This window comes from Pseudomonas avellanae BPIC 631, from assembly GCF_000444135.1.
In the GTDB taxonomy this organism is placed as follows: Bacteria; Pseudomonadota; Gammaproteobacteria; order Pseudomonadales; family Pseudomonadaceae; genus Aquipseudomonas; species Aquipseudomonas avellanae.
In genome coordinates, this window is record NZ_ATDK01000282.1 from 1 (window position 1) to 17,465 (window position 17,465).

Annotated in this window: 20 protein-coding genes; 15 read left to right on the top strand and 5 right to left on the bottom strand. The window is 57.9% G+C overall.

Going from position 1 to position 17,465, the window contains the following annotated elements; all coding sequences use genetic code 11:
• Positions 1–432: 432 nt before the first annotated feature.
• Positions 433–837, top strand: coding sequence for a DUF2177 family protein (locus DW49_RS0116745; RefSeq protein ID WP_005616209.1), 405 nt, complete (start codon positions 433–435; stop codon positions 835–837).
• A 68-nt stretch (positions 838–905) separates the two neighbouring features.
• Here DW49_RS0116745 and DW49_RS0116750 read toward each other — a convergent pair whose 3' ends face one another.
• Positions 906–1,286: a hypothetical protein gene (locus tag DW49_RS0116750; protein WP_024420799.1), complete on the bottom strand. Its 381-nt coding sequence runs from the start codon at positions 1,284–1,286 to the stop codon at positions 906–908.
• 243 nt (positions 1,287–1,529) lie between these two features.
• On the opposite strand from DW49_RS0116750, the gene DW49_RS0116755 reads away from it, so the two are divergent.
• From DW49_RS0116755 to def, 3 genes are all read left to right on the top strand, one after another.
• On the top strand, positions 1,530–1,721 hold the full coding sequence (locus DW49_RS0116755; RefSeq protein ID WP_005767547.1) for a CsbD family protein: 192 nt from the start codon (positions 1,530–1,532) through the stop codon (positions 1,719–1,721).
• Positions 1,722–1,947: 226 nt separating this feature from the next.
• Complete coding sequence (locus DW49_RS0116760; protein ID WP_003382537.1) at positions 1,948–2,919, top strand: YihY/virulence factor BrkB family protein; 972 nt, start codon at positions 1,948–1,950, stop codon at positions 2,917–2,919.
• A gap of 46 nt (positions 2,920–2,965) precedes the next feature.
• Complete coding sequence (gene def, locus DW49_RS0116765) at positions 2,966–3,505, top strand: peptide deformylase (RefSeq protein ID WP_003382539.1); 540 nt, start codon at positions 2,966–2,968, stop codon at positions 3,503–3,505.
• A gap of 24 nt (positions 3,506–3,529) precedes the next feature.
• Here def and DW49_RS0116770 read toward each other — a convergent pair whose 3' ends face one another.
• Positions 3,530–3,940, bottom strand: a complete 411-nt coding sequence (locus DW49_RS0116770; RefSeq protein ID WP_005616213.1) for a GNAT family N-acetyltransferase — start codon at positions 3,938–3,940, stop codon at positions 3,530–3,532.
• A 129-nt stretch (positions 3,941–4,069) separates the two neighbouring features.
• Between DW49_RS0116770 and DW49_RS0116775 the strand changes: the two genes are divergently transcribed.
• The 3 genes from DW49_RS0116775 to DW49_RS0116785 all read left to right on the top strand — a co-directional run bounded on the left by DW49_RS0116775 (position 4,070) and on the right by DW49_RS0116785 (position 6,189).
• Positions 4,070–5,083 carry an ABC transporter substrate-binding protein gene (locus DW49_RS0116775; RefSeq protein WP_005616217.1) on the top strand — a complete coding sequence of 338 codons (1,014 nt, stop codon included), beginning with the start codon at positions 4,070–4,072 and terminating at the stop codon, positions 5,081–5,083.
• A gap of 134 nt (positions 5,084–5,217) precedes the next feature.
• Entirely contained in the window at positions 5,218–5,718 is a 501-nt protein-coding gene (locus DW49_RS0116780) for a hypothetical protein (protein ID WP_005616219.1), read from the top strand.
• A gap of 33 nt (positions 5,719–5,751) precedes the next feature.
• Positions 5,752–6,189, top strand: a complete 438-nt coding sequence (locus tag DW49_RS0116785) for a nucleoside deaminase (RefSeq protein ID WP_005616222.1) — start codon at positions 5,752–5,754, stop codon at positions 6,187–6,189.
• Positions 6,190–6,277: 88 nt separating this feature from the next.
• Here DW49_RS0116785 and DW49_RS0116790 read toward each other — a convergent pair whose 3' ends face one another.
• Positions 6,278–6,559 (bottom strand): addiction module antidote protein, encoded by a 282-nt coding sequence (locus DW49_RS0116790; protein WP_017702466.1) that lies wholly within the window; start codon positions 6,557–6,559, stop codon positions 6,278–6,280.
• On the bottom strand, positions 6,556–6,864 hold the full coding sequence (locus tag DW49_RS0116795; protein ID WP_005616225.1) for a type II toxin-antitoxin system RelE/ParE family toxin: 309 nt from the start codon (positions 6,862–6,864) through the stop codon (positions 6,556–6,558). Before DW49_RS0116795 ends, DW49_RS0116790 begins: the two co-directional genes overlap by 4 nt.
• 301 nt (positions 6,865–7,165) lie before the next feature.
• Here DW49_RS0116795 and DW49_RS0116800 point away from each other — a divergent pair, with 301 nt between their 5' ends.
• From DW49_RS0116800 to DW49_RS0116820, 5 genes are all read left to right on the top strand, one after another.
• A complete protein-coding gene (locus tag DW49_RS0116800) occupies positions 7,166–7,987 on the top strand; it encodes an alpha/beta fold hydrolase (RefSeq protein ID WP_024420797.1) in 822 nt (273 codons plus the stop codon).
• The gene (locus DW49_RS0116805) at positions 7,977–9,152 is read left to right on the top strand and encodes a PAS domain-containing sensor histidine kinase (protein ID WP_005616230.1); all 1,176 of its coding nucleotides are present in this window, start codon (positions 7,977–7,979) and stop codon (positions 9,150–9,152) included. Before DW49_RS0116800 ends, DW49_RS0116805 begins: the two co-directional genes overlap by 11 nt.
• A gap of 133 nt (positions 9,153–9,285) precedes the next feature.
• On the top strand, positions 9,286–10,497 hold the full coding sequence (locus DW49_RS0116810) for a GAF domain-containing sensor histidine kinase (protein ID WP_005616231.1): 1,212 nt from the start codon (positions 9,286–9,288) through the stop codon (positions 10,495–10,497).
• 213 nt (positions 10,498–10,710) lie between these two features.
• On the top strand, positions 10,711–11,031 hold the full coding sequence (locus tag DW49_RS0116815) for a hypothetical protein (RefSeq protein WP_003382549.1): 321 nt from the start codon (positions 10,711–10,713) through the stop codon (positions 11,029–11,031).
• Between the two features lie 72 nt (positions 11,032–11,103).
• Positions 11,104–12,267: a PQQ-dependent sugar dehydrogenase gene (locus DW49_RS0116820; protein ID WP_005616232.1), complete on the top strand. Its 1,164-nt coding sequence runs from the start codon at positions 11,104–11,106 to the stop codon at positions 12,265–12,267.
• Between the two features lie 84 nt (positions 12,268–12,351).
• On the opposite strand, the gene DW49_RS0116825 is transcribed toward DW49_RS0116820, so the two are convergent.
• On the bottom strand, positions 12,352–12,660 hold the full coding sequence (locus DW49_RS0116825; protein WP_005616233.1) for a PepSY domain-containing protein: 309 nt from the start codon (positions 12,658–12,660) through the stop codon (positions 12,352–12,354).
• A gap of 296 nt (positions 12,661–12,956) precedes the next feature.
• Between DW49_RS0116825 and DW49_RS0116830 the strand changes: the two genes are divergently transcribed.
• The 3 genes from DW49_RS0116830 (at position 12,957) to DW49_RS1000000130360 (ending at position 17,376) form a co-directional block, all read left to right on the top strand.
• A complete protein-coding gene (locus DW49_RS0116830; RefSeq protein ID WP_005616234.1) occupies positions 12,957–15,131 on the top strand; it encodes a TonB-dependent siderophore receptor in 2,175 nt (724 codons plus the stop codon).
• A gap of 174 nt (positions 15,132–15,305) precedes the next feature.
• Positions 15,306–16,622 (top strand): MFS transporter, encoded by a 1,317-nt coding sequence (locus tag DW49_RS0116835; RefSeq protein WP_005616236.1) that lies wholly within the window; start codon positions 15,306–15,308, stop codon positions 16,620–16,622.
• Positions 16,623–17,097: 475 nt separating this feature from the next.
• Positions 17,098–17,376: a helix-turn-helix domain-containing protein gene (locus DW49_RS1000000130360; RefSeq protein WP_003381043.1), complete on the top strand. Its 279-nt coding sequence runs from the start codon at positions 17,098–17,100 to the stop codon at positions 17,374–17,376.
• Positions 17,377–17,465 lie beyond the last annotated feature (89 nt).

Sequence of the window (17,465 nt, forward strand, 5' to 3'; positions counted from 1 at the left end):
ACCCGACGAAGTCGGGCCGGAAACGGAGCCGGGATTTTGGTTACTTTGATCCTTCAAAGTAACTCGCCGAGGGGCGAAAAAGTGCCTCAAGTCGAGCCGAAATCTCACTGAATCGCAGAGCTGTGTGACGCAGAGCGTCACGAAATGCATTACCACGCGGAGCGTGGGAACGAGAAAACACGGTACGTCAGGTATAACCATATGCACCGGTTTCAGAGCCGCTTCGCAGCCCATCGCAGCCGTCGTAACCTCTGAAAGCTTGCACGCCCTCCGGGCAGAAGCCGGCCATCACCCACCCTTTCATACCTCTCTTGAAAGCCCCATTAGCGCTTTCTGCAAAAATGTACCCCAAACCGCCCGCATTCTGGCGAACACTGCGGGTCATATCCTCATGCGGGCTTTTCCGAGCCCGGAATCTGACAAGGGCGCCCCATGAAAAAAATACTGACGGCTTACATCGGCACGCTGCTGGCGTTCCTGATCCTCGACGGCCTATGGCTGGGCGTGCTCATGGGGCCGACCTACCGAGAATGGCTCGGGCCGCTGATGCTGGCCACACCCGTATTAGGCCCTGCGATAGCGTTCTATCTGCTCTACGGTGCGGGTGTGGTGGTGTTCGGCGTGATGCCAGCCGTCAGGGAGCAGCGCTTGAGCCGCGCGACCCTGTTCAGTGGTCTGCTGGGGCTGGTTGCCTACGGCACCTACGACCTGACCAACTGGGCGACGTTGCAGGGCTGGCCTGCGCAACTGGCGCTGGTAGATCTCGCGTGGGGCACGGTGGTGTCGGCACTGGCCGGCACGGTGGGGTATCTGGTCGTTCGACGCTTCGGCGGTTAGACGAAAACTGCCTGCAAAATGAAAGTCGCTGACCGGCGACTTCCACTGGCAACCGTCACAACATCAGGTCAGTTCTGCAAGAAGCCGGCAAAACCCAGCGTGCTGCCCTTGGGGCGCATGTCCTTGAGGAACGAGTCCTTGTCGGCGCTCAATTCCAGGCTGACCGTCGGTTTGCGCTTGTCTGCGTTGCGTACGTCAAGGCCTTCCATGTGGTCACGCATGAACACGGTGGTCACTTTCAGGTGCAGCAACTGGTCGGTCTGGGGCGTGTGCAGCAGCAGGTGCAGCCACTCATACTGGCCCACTTGCAGGCGAGGAACCGGCAGGTCGAACCACCAGATGTTGCGTTTGGGGTCGAGCACTGCGAAATGTGTGTTGTTGACGCCGAGCACTGCACCGCCCAGCTCCTGGTTTCTGCGTGCGATGGCCAGCTTTTTATCGAGTTTCATAGCGTTCCTGAGAATCGGATTGTTCAGCCTGTCGGCAGTGCCGGACACCTGTGCGGCGCATTCTCGCACAAAGTCCGCCACAAACTCGCCGCGAGCGATTGAAATGCCGCTTCGGCGGCCAGCGGACGGGCGGCATCACGGGGCTCAAAAATACTTGAAACTCTTCGCAATCGACGCAGGTCAATCATTTTGTCGAGTACGACATCCGATTCCAGCGCGGTCTTCAGACCCAGGAGATTTTCGATGAGCAGCACCAGCGATAAAGTCAAAGGCATGGCCAACGAAGCAGTTGGCAACGTCAAGCAGGCTGTTGGCAAGGCTACCGATAACACCAAATTGCAAGCTGAAGGCAAGGCGCAAGAGCTCAAAGGCGAAGGCCAGCAGGCTAAAGGCGAAGTGAAAGACGCCGTCAAGAAAGGCGTCGACAAGGTGTAAATCGACTTTTTCCGGCACATTCAGGCCGGGAATATGCTACGCCGATAACGGTCATCTCTGGATGGCCGTTATGCTTTCTGCTCTGCGGGACTGAAACCTTTCACGACCTGTTCAGTCAATGTGCCATCGGTGTTTGCATGTCGCTGCGAATAGCAGGGCGTGCGGTGCGGGAAATACCGGTCTTCAGGATGTAAGGTGTTCGAGCTAGGGAGCGAGAGGAAGCGCCATGATTTTCCCCCATTTGCGTCAACTGCGTATCGGCAAAGTGCTGGTGCGTACCGTCAATGAGTTTCTTGACGACGAGATGTCCACCTACGCTTCGGCACTGGCTTACCAGATGCTGTTTTCGTTGTTCCCGTTTCTACTGTTTCTGATCGCTTTGATCGGCTTCCTGCATCTGCCGGACTTTTTCTCGTGGCTGCGCCTGCAATCCGAGCTGGTTCTGCCCCCGCAGGCTTTGGAGCAGGTCAATCCGGTTATTGACCAGTTGCAGCAATCCAAGGGCGGCTTGCTGTCGATCGGTATCGTGATCGCCTTGTGGACCGCTTCGGCGGGTGTGCGCCTGATGATGAGCGCCATGAACGCTGCCTATGATGTGGTTGAAGGGCGCCCTATCTGGAAACGCTTTCCGCTGTCGATTCTCTACACCGTCGGTATTGCCGGCATGTTGCTCGCAGCAGCGGCGTTCATGGTGCTAGGCCCGCAGGTGATGAACTGGATCGCGGCGCAGATCGGCATGGAAGATTTTATTGTCACGCTGTGGACCATCCTGCGCTGGCCGGCAATCATCCTGTTATTGATGGTCGCTGTGGCGTTGATCTACTACGTGATGCCTGACGTGAAACAGGAGTTTCGTTTCATCACGCCCGGCTCGGTGCTGGCCGTGGTGGTGTGGATTGTCGCCTCGCTGGCATTCGGCTTTTACGTCAAGACGTTTGCCGACTACAACGCCATGTACGGCAGCATCGGCGCGATCATTGTGCTGTTGCTGTACTTCTATATTTCCGCTGCCGTGCTGTTGCTGGGGGCGGAAATGAATGCGGTGATCGAGCACATGTCCGCAGAAGGCAAGGAAGCCGGCGAGAAAGAACCGGGCGACGGCCTGGGCGACGAGCAGAACGAAGCGGGCGGCAAACAGCACGTTTCTGGCCTGGGTCGCGATCATTCAGTGCCATTGCCGAAGGCTGACGAAACCTGATCACTATCTGTGGCAAGATCGCGTTTTACCAGAAGGGCAGGCAGCCATGATCCGTAACATCCTGAAGATGGGCGATGAGCGCTTGTTGCGCATCGCCCCGCCGGTTCCCACCGAAATGTTCGGCAGCAGCGAGCTTGAGACGCTGATTGCCGACATGTTCGAGACCATGCACAGCGTGGGCGGTGTTGGCCTGGCGGCACCGCAGATCGGCATTGATCTGCAGTTGGTGATTTTCGGTTTTGAACGCAGCGAGCGTTATCCCCAGGCCGAAGCTGTCCCCCAGACCATCCTGCTCAACCCGCTGATCACCCCCTTGCATCCTGGCGTTGAAGAGGGCTGGGAAGGCTGTTTGTCGGTGCCGGGGTTGCGTGGCATGGTGGACCGTTATCAGAGCATCCGTTATGAAGGTTTTGACCCGGACGGTCAGCCGATCGAACGCATCGCTCACGGTTTTCACGCGCGGGTGGTCCAGCATGAATGCGATCATCTGATCGGTCGGCTGTACCCGTCGCGCATTACCGATTTCAGCAAATTCGGCTTCATGGATGTGATGTTTCCGGACATGGACCCCAATGCAGATGAATGACCGCTCGTCCGCTGTGCAAGCCCGCTAGGCTTCCCGACAAAGCGCTATCAAAGGCTTGCTGCGGCTGTAACGCATCAATCGTTCGCCCAGCGCCTGCGGTAGACGCTGCGCCGTTTCAAACCCTGCCAGTCGATAAAAACCTTGCAGGTCGGGATGGCAAAATAACCAGACCGGGCCTGACAGGGGCAGCAGTGCGGCGTTGATCAAACGTTGCGCGACTGCTTTGCCACGTAACGGCGGCGCCACGAACAGCCCGGTCAGCCAATGACCGTCCGCCACGGGCGTAAGGCACAAGGCACCGATGATTTCTTCCTGCTTCGCAACCCAGGCCTGGCCTTTGCTGGCTGGGCGCATTGACGACTGGTGTTCGCGATAGAACTTGCCCAGCAGCGGACGACAGGCATCGGGTAACAGACAAAACTGGATTTCGGGCATCGCAAGCGGGCTCGACGGCACGGATTGAAGGGTTCGCATCATACAGAGGCCCACGCCGTTACAACTAATCGCAGCGCGCCGATGTCGATAGTTTCAGAGACGATTTTTCCCGCGCCATTCGAGGTGAGCATGAGATTATTGACACAACTGTTGAGCTGTTCACTTCTGGCGCTGGGACTGGCCAGTGCGCCTGCGATGTCGGCTGAAAAAACCACGCCGATCCAGTTTGGCGCACTGACCTGGGAAAGCGGCAGCCTGATCACTGAAGTGCTGCGCACCATCGTCGAGAAGGGCTATGGCTACCCGACCGACACCTTGCCAGGCAGCACCGTCAGCCTGGAGACAGCTCTGGCAAAAAACGACATTCAGGTGATCGCCGAAGAGTGGGCCGGACGCAGCCCGGTGTGGGTCAAGGCCGAGGCCGAAGGCAAGGTGTTCGGGCTGGGCGATATCGTCAAACACGCAGACGAAGGCTGGTGGGTGCCTGAGTATGTAATCAAGGGCGATGCCGCCAAAGGCATCAAGCCGATGGCGCCCGAGTTGAAGTCGGTTGAGGATCTGGCGCGCTACAAGGACGTTTTCAAAGACCCTGAGTCGCCTGAAAAAGGCCGCTTCCTCAACAGCCCGAGCGGCTGGACCTCAGAAATCGTCAACACGCAAAAGCTCAAGGCTTACGGCCTCAACGACAGCTTCATCAACTTTCGCACAGGTTCAGGGGCAGCGCTGGATGCCGAGGTAGTAGCAGCCATCCGCCTTGGCAAACCGGTGCTGTTTTATTACTGGTCGCCAACACCGCTGCTGGGCACTTATAAGTTCATCAAGCTGGAAGAGCCGGCCTTCGACGCTGAAGCCTGGAAAACCCTGACCGACGCCAGCAACCCCAATCCGCGCGGCACGTCCTCGCTGGCCGCGACCCTGTCCATTGGTGTGTCCGCTGAGTTCAGCAAGCAGCACCCGGAGCTGGTGAGTGTCTTCAAACAGGTCGATTTCCCGATCGGCCTGCTCAACCAGACACTCAGTGACACGAGCAAGAAGCATGAAGATCCCAAGGTCGCTGCCACCAGGTTCCTCAAGCAGAACCCGGACGTCTGGAAAGCCTGGCTGCCCGCCGATGTTGCCAGTCGGGTCAGTGCAGGTCTTTGACCGACACTGTTGTATGATTACAGATCGGGCATAGCTGATAGCGTCATCAATGACCGGTATGCGACCTGTCAGGTGGTGATGGCTTGCCAAGCTGTTAGGCTCAGGGTTCAGTCGATTCATGCTCAGGAGGAGCCATGACTGATCACATTCATGGCTCGCGCAGAGCGTGGCAGGCCGGTCTGGCGTTGATCGCCTGCCTGTGTGCAGACACCATGCACCCGGCAGGCGCCGAGGAGGTCGATGACACGGCGCTGGCGCTGGTGGAGCAGCGTAAGCTCGGTGAAGGGTTGGCCTGGCTGGGTTATCAGGGTGCCTCGCGCACGGTGACGTTTGCCAGTATTGTGCAAGCAGTCGGCAAGACCGAAGCGCAGGAACTGGTGCAAAAGGAGTTACAGCGCTTGCAGCCTGACTATCAGACCCAGTGGGATCGTAATCTGGCCGCAGCGTATGCCCGGTCCTTCACTGCCGAAGAGCTGCGCTTGCTCAACGAAGGCAATGACTCACCGTCGCTGGCGAGCAGATTTCGGGTTAGAAACACTCAGGTCAGCGCCGACATGAAAGCCCGGTCCTCGGAACTGCTGGGACAATTCGTGAGCCGTGCGCTCGGTAATGCTCAGGCGGCGTTGCAGCGTTGATCGATTTATTTTCTGAAGAGGTGAGGCACAACCATGGACGCATTCATGCAGGCTGCAATCGATGAGGCGCAACTGGGGCTGGATGAAGGCGGAATCCCCATCGGCTCGGTTATCGTTCACGCAGGCAAGATCATCGGCCGGGGCCATAACCGCCGGGTGCAAGAGGGCAGTGCCACACGGCATGGCGAGATGGACGCACTGGAGAATGCCGGTCGTCAACCCGCCAGCGTGTACCGTGAAGCAGTGCTTTACACCACCCTGTCTCCTTGCGCGATGTGCAGTGGCGCAATTTTGCTTTACGGCATTCGCAAAGTAATCGTTGGCGAAAACCATTCATTCATGGGTGAGGAAGAACTGCTGCGTTCGCGCGGTGTGCAGATCGAGGTGCTTGATAACGAACGCTGCAAGCACATGATGCAAGGTTTCATCGCCGACAAGCCCGAACTGTGGAACGAAGACATCGGCGAGTAAAGCGCTGATCGCTACACATGGATCAGGCCAACTCTTGTGCCAATTCTCCTGCGTTGGCATGCCTTTAACTCGATGCCGTTGTCCTTGGTCATACGTGCTGGGCGGTCAGCTTCATACCTAACGCATTCATCACCTTCAAAACCGTGTCATACCGAGGCTTTGCACCTGGCGTCAAAGCTTTGTAGAGCGATTCGCGATTGATGCCAGCGTCACGGGCAAGCTGGCTCATTCCACGCGCCTTCGCGACTTCCTGCAAAGCCCTGAGGAAAACGTCAGGGTTTGGGTCTTCCAGGGAAATGCTCAGAAACTCGGCAATTTCCTCGTCGTTGTTCAGGTAGTCAGAAGCTTCGAAAACCTTCAACTCTCTCATTCTACGTCTCCTTTCTCGATCTCATCGAGGATGGATTTCGCCAGCTTTATGTCGCGCTTCTGTGAGGACTTGTTGCCGCCACACAGTAGCAGATAGACCACTTCTGCGCGCCTGGTGTAGTACACACGGTAGCCAGGTCCTACGAAGATGCGCATTTCACTGATGCCGTGCCCGACAGGTTCGCAGTCCCCAAAGTTGCCTTCCTGTGCCGCCATGATACGGTTCAGGATTCTCAGGCGCGCCGTTACGTCCTTCAAGCCTTTCAGCCATGCGTCGAATTCGTGGGTTCTGATGAGTGTGTTCATGTAAGAAGTGTAGCCGAACTGCTACATATGCGGCAACGAGGCGTGCTTGATTCTTCAAGGGCGTTCTTCTGGTCATTCAGGGCTTGAGTGTTTGAATCGATGCTGTTTCACTTTGTGCATACCGGCTGCACTCATTGGTGCCTTGTGACAGCGACAACCGCAACGGTCATTAATCTTCTTCAAACTCCGGCCCTAAAATTCTGTTTGTGCCACTAGTGTGCCTTTAACGGTGATAATCTCCTCTCATCATCATGACTGCATGCACACCAAGCCGGTGGCGTGGCTATTTTCGGAGCCCGATATGTCGGTCCAACAGCGCAATAACGTCAACATCATGGGCGATGGACCGGCCACTCTGATTTTTGCTCACGGATTTGGCTGCGATCAGCACATGTGGCGTTTTATGGCGCCGCACTTTGCCGAGCGCTTCAAGGTTGTGCTCTTTGACCTGGTGGGCAGCGGCAATTCCGATGTGTCGGCCTGGTACCCGCACAAATACGCCTCGCTCAAGGGCTACGCCACTGACTTGCTGGAACTGGCCGACGAGTTCGCCGGAACCGGGCCGGTGGTGCACATCGGTCACTCGGTCAGTTGCATGATCGCCGTGCTTGCCGAGCTTCAGTCGCCAGGCCGGTTCGACAGCCACATCATGGTCGGCCCTTCGCCTCACTACCTCAACGACGGCGATTACCCAGGCGGGTTCACCCGTGCTGACGTGGACTCGCTGCTGGAAACCCTGGAAAGCAATTACCTTGGTTGGTCCAGCACCATGGCCCCCACGCTGATGGGGGCGTCCGACCGGCCGGAGCTGAGCGAAGAACTCGCCAGCAGTTTTTGTCGCACCAATGCCGAAATCGCCAAGCAGTTTGCCCGGGTGACGTTCCTCTCCGACCATCGTGCCGATGTTGCGCGATTCAACAGCAGGACGCTCATTCTGCAAAGCAGTGACGATCTGGTCGTGCCGGTGCAGGTCGGCGAGTATCTGCACCATGTGATCGCCGACAGCGCCTTGCACATGATCGACAACGTCGGGCATTACCCGCACATGAGTGCGCCGCAAGAGTGTATTGCGGCCATGAATCAGTTTCTGGCGTCCTACGAGAGCCCTGATCATGCTGCTTGAGCAGGAGAGTCTGCCGGCAATAGACGACCTGTACGAACACGCAGCCTGCGGCCTGCTGGTGACGTTGCCCAATGGCACGATAGAACGTGCCAATCTGACCTTCTGCCGCTGGCTGGGGCTGGAGCGCGAGGCGGTGATCGGCCGACGCTTTCAGGACCTGCTGAACCTGGCAGGTAAAGTCTTTCTGCAAACACATTGGGCACCGCTGTTGCAGACCCAGGGATCGATTGCCGAAGTCAAAGTCGAGCTGATTCATGCCGATGGCCGCTCGGTGCCCATGATGCTCAACGCCATACGCCGTGAGTACCCGTCAGGGTTTCTGCACGAGGTGGCGGTGTTTCTGGCCGAGGAACGCAACAAATACGAACGCGAATTGCTGGCCGCGCGCAAGCTGGCCGAAGAGCTGCTGCAGCATCAGATGACGGTTCAGAGCGAGCTGACCTCGGCACGCAACCGCCTGCGTCTGGCCCACGCCGAGGCAGAAATTCGAGCGATCTTTGCCGAACAGATGATCGGTATTGTCAGTCATGACCTGCGCAATCCGCTGGCGGCGATCAAGATGGCTGCCGGGCTGCTGGAACGTACTCAACTCGAGTCGCGGCAGGAGCGCATTCTGGGGCATATCCATCATTCTACCGACCGTGCCGAGCGCATGATTGTCGATCTGCTGGACTTCACCCATGCCCGCGTCGGCAGCGGCATCACCGTGGTTCCTCAGCTTATCGACCTGCACGCGGTTGTCGCCCGGGGTGTGGAGGAGCTGCGTCAGGTGTTCCCCCACCGTGTGTTGGTTCATCGCAGCGAAGGGCACGGCGCGTGCTCGGCTGACCCTGATCGCTTGTTGCAGGTGCTTGGTAATCTGGTCAGCAACGCCGTCAATTATGGCGAAGATGGCAGCGATATTCTGATTACCTCATCGTTCGAGACTTATCTGATCAAGTTGTCGGTGCACAATATCGGCGAGCCGATTCCGCTGGAAAAAGTCGACGATCTCTACGAGCCCGTGGTGCACGTGGTCAGCGACAGCGATGAAACCCGAACTGTCGGGCTTGGCCTGTTCATCGTCCGCGAGATCGTTCGGGCACACCTGGGCGAGGTAACGGTCAGTTCTTCGACCGGCGTGGGCACAACCTTCACGGTCGCCTTTCCGCGTCCGGTTGTATGACTGGACGCCGTCTGCAACGGCAGTTATGCCCGGTGAGGTAACCTTCAAAGAGGCCGATCCCGAGCGCACAAAAAGCATCAAGCACGTAGAATGTCGTCCTGCGCCATCACCTCCAGGCTAAAACAGGTCCTACATGCGGCAATCCATTTCAAATGATGTAGCCACGATCAACCGGATCAGCGCGGTGCCGGCGATTCTGCAAGTTATTACCGAATCCACCGGCCTGGGATTCGCGGCAGTGGCGCGCGTCACCGAGGACTCCTGGACGGCCTGCGCGGTCCTGGACAACCTCGGTTTTGGTTTGAAACCCGGTGATGAACTGGAGCTGACCAGTACGATCTGCCACGAGATACGCTCCTCTCATAAGCCGGTGGTGATTGATCATGTTGCTGAGGATGAGCTGTTCTGCGCGCATCACACCCCGCGTCGCTACAACTTCCAGAGCTACATTTCGATACCCATTTTCCTCACTGATGGCAGCTTTTTCGGCACCATCTGTGCGCTCGACCCCAAGCCCGCCCGGCTGACCGGCACGCCTATTGAGGCGATGATGGTGTCGTTTGCGCGCCTTCTGGCGTTGCAGATCGAGGCCGAGGAAAACATGCAGCGCGTGCAGGCTGATCTTCTGGCCGAGCGCGAAGTGGCCGAACTGCGCGATCAATTCATCGCCGTTCTGGGGCATGACCTGCGCAATCCGCTGTTTGCCATCAATGCGAGTGCGGAGCTGTTGCTGCGCCGCCCGCTGGATGACAAGACGTTGCAGGTCGCTCAGCACATCCTGACGTCGGGCCAGCGCGCCTCGCAACTGGTCGATGACGTGCTTGATTTCGCCCGTGGTCGTATGGGGCATGGCATTCCGTTGAGTATTCACGACGCCCATGGCCTGGATAAAACGCTTGAGCATGTGGTGTCGGAGATACAGCGTGTGCATCCCGCCCGACTGATTCGGTCGAATATCGGGGCGTTGGAGCTGATTCGCTGTGATCATGAGCGGATCGCGCAACTGCTGTCCAATCTGGTCTCCAACGCGATCACCCACGGCGCCTCTGACAGCTCGGTCGAGGTAGCTGCCGGAGTACTCGGCGACAGGTTTGTGCTCAGCGTTGCCAATCAGGGTGAGCCGATCCCCGAGTCAATGCGTTCGCAGCTGTTTCTGCCGTACTCACGGCCGATCACCAACGAACCGCAGGCCGGGCTGGGGCTGGGTTTGTATATCGCCAGCGAGATAGCCCAGGCTCACGGCGGCACGCTTGACGTGTCCTCTACGCAGGAAGGTGGCACCGTGTTCACCTTCAGCATGCCGTTGAGGCCGAGCGGCGCCTGCCCGCAAGTCAACGGCGTGTGACCACGTAACGGCCGGTTCAGGCCTCCGCAGAAAAGGCCTATTGCCTGCATCCTGCTCTCCAGCGCAGCGGGCTTTGACCATCCTTGTTACAAACTTGCACATCGCTTTACTTGCTCATCGTCAGTGTCGGGTCGAACCTGAAGCCTCGGTTGTCATCAAAGGCTTGGGTCTGCATCGTTACCCGGAGCCTTCACCTGTACCAAGAGGTATGTGATGAACAGTTTTATGCGCAATCTTATTGCAGGCGCGCTCGTTGCGTTGTCGGGCGTCAGTGCCATTCAGGCACAGACCCTGCCGAACAGCACCCTCAATAACGGTGCCAGCAGCAACCCCTACAACAGCCCGATCAAGCGTTCCAACCCCAACAGCCGTCAGGGCACCGAATCGAGCGTGCCGCGCGCTCCCGCCCCCAACATTGCGCCACCCGTGCGCAAGCCTACGCTGGAGAACGGCGGTATCGGTAACGGTTACCCGACGCGTCAGACCTCGCCGCGACCGTCTACACCGACCACAGACCCCAAACGCGCCAACTAGAATGTTCAACATTTTCAACCCAACGAGCCCGTTGACTGACGGGACGTCGACTCAATGCATAAGGAAACGCCCATGCTTAAAAAAACCCTGATCGCGACATGGTGCACAGCGGCCATTCTGAGCCTGCCGATGACGGCGAACGCCGCTACCGAGCAGTACAAAAGCGAGCTGGGCACATTGACTGTCAGTTCGGTGGCTGAAGGGCTTGACCATCCTTGGGCGCTGGCGTTTTTGCCTGACAAACAGGGCATGCTGGTGACCGAGCGTTCCGGCAACCTGCGCATCGTGTCGGCGGATGGCAAGCTGTCCGAGCCGCTTTCCGGTGTGCCTGAAGTCTGGGCGCGCAAGCAAGGTGGCCTGCTTGACGTCGTGCTGTCGCCAGACTTCGCCAAGGACCGAATGGTGTATCTGACCTACTCCGAAGGCAGCGGCAAGACCGCCGCCGAGGGTGATACTGCCGGCACTGCAGCGGGTCGTGGTCGTCTATCCAGAGACATGACCCGTCTGGAAGACTTTGAGGTGATCTTCCGCCAGCAGCCAAAGCTGTCGGTTGGCAATCACTTCGGCTCGCGAATGGTCTTTGATCGCGACGGTTACCTGTTTATCGCACTGGGCGAGAACAATGATCGCCCGACCGCGCAGGACCTGGACAAGCTGCAAGGCAAGGTTGTGCGTATCTACCCGGACGGCAGCGTGCCGAAAGACAACCCTTTTGTCGGCCAGAAAAACGTCCGGCCAGAGATCTGGTCTTACGGCCATCGCAACCAGCAGGGCGCAGCGCTCAACCCATGGACCGGCACATTGTGGACCAACGAGCACGGGCCAAAGGGCGGCGATGAATTGAACATCATCGAGCGCGGTCAGAACTACGGCTGGCCAATCGCGACCCACGGCATCAATTATTCGGGCGAACCGATTCCGGAAGCCAAGGGCAAGTTTGTCGAGGGCACTAAAATACCGTTCCACGTCTGGGAAGTGTCACCGGGCATCAGCGGGATGGCGTTCTATGATCACAGCCTGTTCAAAGCGTGGGATCACAGTCTGTTCGTCGGCGCACTGGCAACTGAAGAACTGATCAGGCTGAAATTCGAGGGTGACAAGATCGTTCATGAAGAACGACTGTTGAAAGACATGAAGCAGCGGATACGCGATGTACGTCAGGGGCCGGATGGTTATGTATACCTGTTGACCGATGACGACAAGGGAAGTGTATTGAAAGTCGGGCTGGCTAATTAATAAGTGTCAAATCCTTGAAACGAAAATTCCCACAAGTACGTGGGAATTTTCTTATAAGTGTTGCAGGTAGGTCAGGCTGTCGGATTAATAATCTTGCGCGTCACGCACCACTTTGCCGGTCTTGGCGTCAACGTCGTAGTTCCATTCGACGCGATTAGGGCCTTTGAGCTCGATCTGATAAACGAGTTGGCCAGTAAGCGTCTTGTCCAGCTCGGTGTCATGGATTGTGAAGCCAGGGTGTGCAGCCAGGGCCTGTTTGTTGAACTGTTCGAAGTCACCTACTGTGCCCGCCTTGTGCAGGCGAACTACTTCATCAGGACCGATATCGGCTTGGGCAACACCGGCGGCGGCAGTGAGGGCAACAGCAGCGAAGAGGGCAGACATAAGTTTCATAAAGTGTTCCTTCTGATTGATCTGTTTTAATGGAGTCGTCAAACGCTGAATGGTTCAGCCGTTTTGTTGGCCTCAGATTAGCCGCGCTTACTTAATTCACGCTTAATTATTCCAGCCTGCGACGTTTTTTGCAGTGCGGTTGCCGTGTGCTTTGTAAGTAAAGTTTTCCAGAACCCTTCGTTTATACCGAAGCGTCACGTAAAGGTTGAAAAAAACCGGCAGTGAACGTACAAGGTTGCCCCTGCCGGAAGGTGCATCGCGTCTGTCCAGGCGTCTGTCCCTGCGGAGTCTGATTGATGAGTACGCCATACCGACCTGCCATGCATCACGCCTGGCGATTACTGCCCTTGGGAATGGCGGTTGCCTCGCCGCTGCTGTCCGCAGAGCCGCTCAATCTGGATGCGGTCAACGTAACCGGGTTTAGCGAGCAGGAAAGCGCCAGCGACTATAGAGCTGGCCGTGCATCGATTTATGGGCTCGATCAGGCTTTGTTGCTCGACACACCCGCTTCGGTGTCGGTGTTCAGCGAAGCGCTGATCAAGGACCGTCAGGCAAAGCTGCTGAGTGACGTGCTGCGCAACGATGCCTCGGTGGGCGACGGCTATGCGCCGGTGGGCTATTACGAAAACTTTGTGGTGCGCGGCTTCTCGTTGAACGCGGCCAACAGCTATTGCATCAATGGCCGCAGCATTGCCGGCGAGCAGAACGTGGCGCTGGAAAACAAGCAACAGGTCGAGCTGCTCAAGGGCTTGTCTGGCCTGCAGAGCGGCGTTTCCGAGCCGGGCGGCGTCATCAACTATCAGACCAAACGCGCGCAGGACGTCCGGTCGGTCACGGTGTCCACCAACGAGCACGGTGAACGCTACATCGCCACCGACGTCGGCGGCTGGTTCGGCAGCGAGCAGCAGTTCGGTCTGCGCGCCAACCTGGCGCACGAAGACATTCGCTCCTATGTCGAGCATGCCGACGGTCAGCGCGACTTTGCATCGCTGGCGTTCGACTGGAACATCAGCGAGCGGGCCTTGCTGCAACTGGACGTCGAGTATCAGAACAAAGAGCAGCGCTCGGTGCCCGGTTATCAACTGCTGGGCGGCACAACGCTGCCCCACGATGCCTCGCCGCGCAAACTGCTGGGCTATCAGAACTGGTCCAATCCAGTGGGTATCGAATCGCTGAACATGAACGGGCGCTTCGAATACCGGTTCAACGACAGCTGGAAGGGCAGCCTCAGTGCATCGCGCAGCCGGGTGGTCATTGATGACTACAGCGCCTTTGCGTGGGGCTGTTATGGTTCGGCCAGTTGTGCGGCAGAAGCTGTGCCCAACCATTTCAGCGCCGAGGGGGGGTACGACATCTATGACTTCCGCAGCCCCGACGACACGCGTCGCAACGATGAGGTCGAGGCGGCGATGTCGGGCACATTCGCGACCGGGGCTCTCGAGCATCAACTGACCTTCGGCACCAGTGCCTACCGGCGCACCGTAGACACGCGCGGCACCTTCAACGAGTTTGTGGGCTCGGGCAACATCAATGAATCGCCTGAGCCGGTCGAGCCGTCCAGCCTGCCGCTGGCGCACACCGAACGCCGCCTGGACAGCCGCCAGTACGGGCTGTTTGTCACCGACCGTATCAGCTTCAACGAACATTGGCAGACCGTGCTCGGCGGGCGTCAGGTCAGGCTCGATGAACAGGCGTTCAACGAGGACGGCAGCGATGCGCGGCACACCGAACGTTACGTGTTTCTGCCGCAGGCGGCGCTGATCTACAAGCCGCTGGACAACATTTCGTTGTACACCAGCTACAGCAAGGGTCTCTCGCTGGGCGGGACAGCGGCCTGGTTCACCACCAACGCCAGTGAAATTCTCGCACCGACCGTATCGCGGCAACTTGAGGCGGGTATCAAGTACGACTGGCGACGCATGAGCCTGACCGCGGCGCTGTTTCAGGCCCGCCAGGCCTACCAGTATTCCAGGCCCAACGATGACGGCACCTTTACCTACGTTCAGCAGGGCGAACAGAAGAACACCGGGCTTGAACTGGGCGCGAGCGGCTGGCTGACCGACCGCCTGCAGATATCGGCCAGTGCGGCTGCTATTCGGGCGCGGGTCGAAGGCAGCGGCACCGAGGCCTATGAAGGCCATCAGGCGCTCAACGTGCCCAAATACCGCGGTACGCTGCAAGCCGATTACAGCCTGCCGATTCGTGGTCTGGCCCTGCTTGGCGGTGTGCAGTACAGCGCCAGCAAATATGCCGACCGCACAGGCTCGGTGCAGGTCAACGACTACGCGCTGTTCAACATCGGCAGCCGCTACAGCACCCAAGTGAGCGGGTATGACACCGTGCTGCGCCTGACCGTGGATAACCTGTTCGACAAACGCTACTGGCGCGACGCCGGGGAATACCTGGGCGACGATTATCTGTTCATGGGTGCCCCGCGAACGGCGAGGTTGTCTGCGTCGGTCAACTTCTAAGTCAGCGGGCCGACGGTTGCAATGCATGAGGCCCGCGTCAGAGCGTTGCGCGTCGGATCGGTGTCAAGCCTGGCGGGCTTCAACAGACATTGCAGCGCATGCGCTCGCACGCTTTGCTATTCTTCGCGCCCTGCGAGTGCCGGGCGCTCTTTTCTGCCATGTTTCGGGGGCGTCATGACGGCCAACGTACACCCTGCTGCTCAACCTTTCAGCAAAGCTGATTACAAGACCCTGAGCCTTGCGGCGCTGGGCGGGGCGCTGGAAATCTACGACTTCATCATCTTCGTCTTCTTCGCGTTGACCCTCAGCCAGCTGTTTTTTCCACCGGACATGCCTGAGTGGTTACGCCTGCTGCAAAGCTTCGGAATCTTCGTGACGGGCTATCTCGCCCGTCCGCTGGGCGGGATTCTGATGGCGCACTTCGCCGACCGGCTGGGCCGCAAAAAAGTATTCAGCCTCAGCATCCTGATGATGGCGTTGCCTTGTCTGCTGATCGGGATCATGCCCACCTATGCCCAGATAGGCTATTGGGCGCCATTGGTGCTGTTGGTATTACGCATTCTGCAAGGCGCTGCGGTCGGTGGCGAAGTGCCCAGCGCCTGGGTATTCGTGGCAGAACACGCGCCCAAGGGGCATCGTGGTTACGCACTAGGGGTGCTGCAGGCGGGCCTGACGTTCGGCTATCTGCTCGGCGCACTGACCGCAACATGGCTGGCGAGGGCGTTCAGCCCGGCGGAAATTCTCGACTGGGCATGGCGCATACCGTTCCTGCTCGGCGGCGTGTTTGGCGTGGTGGGTGTCTGGCTGCGCCGCTGGCTGAACGAGACGCCGGTGTTCATCGCCATGCACGCCCAGCGTGAAAACCTGCCGGCACTGCCGCTGGGCAAGGTGCTGCGCGAACACCGCCAGTCTCTGTTGCCTGCGGTGTTGCTGACCTTTGTGCTGACCTCAGCAGTGGTTGTGCTGGTGGTGATCACGCCGACCGTCATGCAGCAGCGTTTTGGCATCAGCGCCAGCCATACCTTCGCCCTGAGCGCTTTGGGGATCGTTTTTCTCAATATCGGCTGCGTGCTGGCGGGCCTGCTGGTTGACCGTATCGGTGCCTGGCGCGGGGTCATGTTCTACAGCCTGCTGTTGCCCTTGGGCATCGGCGTGCTTTACACCAGCCTCATCCAGCAGTGGCTGCCACTCGGCATCGCCTACGCCGTTGCCGGGCTGGCCTGCGGGATCGTCGGTGTGGTGCCTTCGGTGATGGTCGGGCTGTTCCCGGCCAGCATCCGTGTGTCCGGCATCTCATTCACCTACAACATCGCCTACGCCTTTTGGGCCAGCACCACTCCGCTGCTGCTGATCGCGCTGATGCCCTGGAATATCTGGGTCTGTGTGTTTTACAGCCTGATCATGGGCACCGTGGGCCTGACGACTGCCGCGGTATTCGGTCTGCGCCGGGGTGTGGTGGTGGATGACGTTGCCACACGCCGAGCCGGATAACCACCCGCCGGGTTTCAGTGGCGCACGTCGAATAATTTAATTTTTACGCACCCGCCGCTCACCTCTGTGGTGCGGTGTCAGTCGGGCGTTATCGGGAAAGTTCCTGTAGTGACGCCATTTCAATTGTAACAACTGATTGTAATTCTGTTTGCCCGAGTCTATCTTGCGCCTGTCTATATCAATCGCGTTTTGTATTAGTTTGCTTTTTAACGTTTCGGTTTGGAGCGTTTCAGCTGGCGGCCTAGTCACGGTCTAGATAACTATAAATCTGTAACTATTCCTCATTCTCTGTAGGAATTTTCTTTAATGTTAGTTTTGTTGTGCGAATTTTCTTACAGATGTAACAGTTCTTTCAGGGTTTTGGGTTGTGTGGCAGAGTTAATGAAAAAAACAAAACTAAATAAAATGATCTCGGTGCCGATTTACTTTTTATATCATGGAAGACAATTGTAAGACGCGTCCTACAAATTTGTCTGTGTGCAAGATAATAGCAAGAGGGAATATCATGTGGGTGACCATTAGAGAGCAGGACGTTCTTGGCCTGTTGTTACAGGGCTGCACGAACAAGGAAATCGCCAGGCAGCTCAGTATCAGCGACTATACCGTGCGTGATCACGTGTCTTCATTACTCAGAAAAAGCCAGGTAAAGACCCGTGCCGAGCTTATGGCTCGATGCGTTTCTCTGTTACTGCCAGAAAAAAATACCCGACCCCCTACATCTGTCGGATTGTGCGGCGAGCCAGCGCATACATAATGTGGGCGGTTTCAGAGGCTGAGTGCAACACCCGGCTATTGAGTTAGGGATGGACTCTCATGATGCTTGGACATCATTTCCGTCATCAT

Coding starts and splice junctions, on each gene's coding strand:
- DW49_RS0116745 (WP_005616209.1), top strand. CDS start 433: ATGAAAAAAATACTGACGGCTTACATCGGCACGCTGCTGGCGTTCCTG.
- DW49_RS0116750 (WP_024420799.1), bottom strand. CDS start 1,286: ATGAAACTCGATAAAAAGCTGGCCATCGCACGCAGAAACCAGGAGCTG.
- DW49_RS0116755 (WP_005767547.1), top strand. CDS start 1,530: ATGAGCAGCACCAGCGATAAAGTCAAAGGCATGGCCAACGAAGCAGTT.
- DW49_RS0116760 (WP_003382537.1), top strand. CDS start 1,948: ATGATTTTCCCCCATTTGCGTCAACTGCGTATCGGCAAAGTGCTGGTG.
- def (WP_003382539.1), top strand. CDS start 2,966: ATGATCCGTAACATCCTGAAGATGGGCGATGAGCGCTTGTTGCGCATC.
- DW49_RS0116770 (WP_005616213.1), bottom strand. CDS start 3,940: ATGCCCGAAATCCAGTTTTGTCTGTTACCCGATGCCTGTCGTCCGCTG.
- DW49_RS0116775 (WP_005616217.1), top strand. CDS start 4,070: ATGAGATTATTGACACAACTGTTGAGCTGTTCACTTCTGGCGCTGGGA.
- DW49_RS0116780 (WP_005616219.1), top strand. CDS start 5,218: ATGACTGATCACATTCATGGCTCGCGCAGAGCGTGGCAGGCCGGTCTG.
- DW49_RS0116785 (WP_005616222.1), top strand. CDS start 5,752: ATGGACGCATTCATGCAGGCTGCAATCGATGAGGCGCAACTGGGGCTG.
- DW49_RS0116790 (WP_017702466.1), bottom strand. CDS start 6,559: ATGAGAGAGTTGAAGGTTTTCGAAGCTTCTGACTACCTGAACAACGAC.
- DW49_RS0116795 (WP_005616225.1), bottom strand. CDS start 6,864: ATGAACACACTCATCAGAACCCACGAATTCGACGCATGGCTGAAAGGC.
- DW49_RS0116800 (WP_024420797.1), top strand. CDS start 7,166: ATGTCGGTCCAACAGCGCAATAACGTCAACATCATGGGCGATGGACCG.
- DW49_RS0116805 (WP_005616230.1), top strand. CDS start 7,977: ATGCTGCTTGAGCAGGAGAGTCTGCCGGCAATAGACGACCTGTACGAA.
- DW49_RS0116810 (WP_005616231.1), top strand. CDS start 9,286: ATGCGGCAATCCATTTCAAATGATGTAGCCACGATCAACCGGATCAGC.
- DW49_RS0116815 (WP_003382549.1), top strand. CDS start 10,711: ATGAACAGTTTTATGCGCAATCTTATTGCAGGCGCGCTCGTTGCGTTG.
- DW49_RS0116820 (WP_005616232.1), top strand. CDS start 11,104: ATGCTTAAAAAAACCCTGATCGCGACATGGTGCACAGCGGCCATTCTG.
- DW49_RS0116825 (WP_005616233.1), bottom strand. CDS start 12,660: ATGAAACTTATGTCTGCCCTCTTCGCTGCTGTTGCCCTCACTGCCGCC.
- DW49_RS0116830 (WP_005616234.1), top strand. CDS start 12,957: ATGAGTACGCCATACCGACCTGCCATGCATCACGCCTGGCGATTACTG.
- DW49_RS0116835 (WP_005616236.1), top strand. CDS start 15,306: ATGACGGCCAACGTACACCCTGCTGCTCAACCTTTCAGCAAAGCTGAT.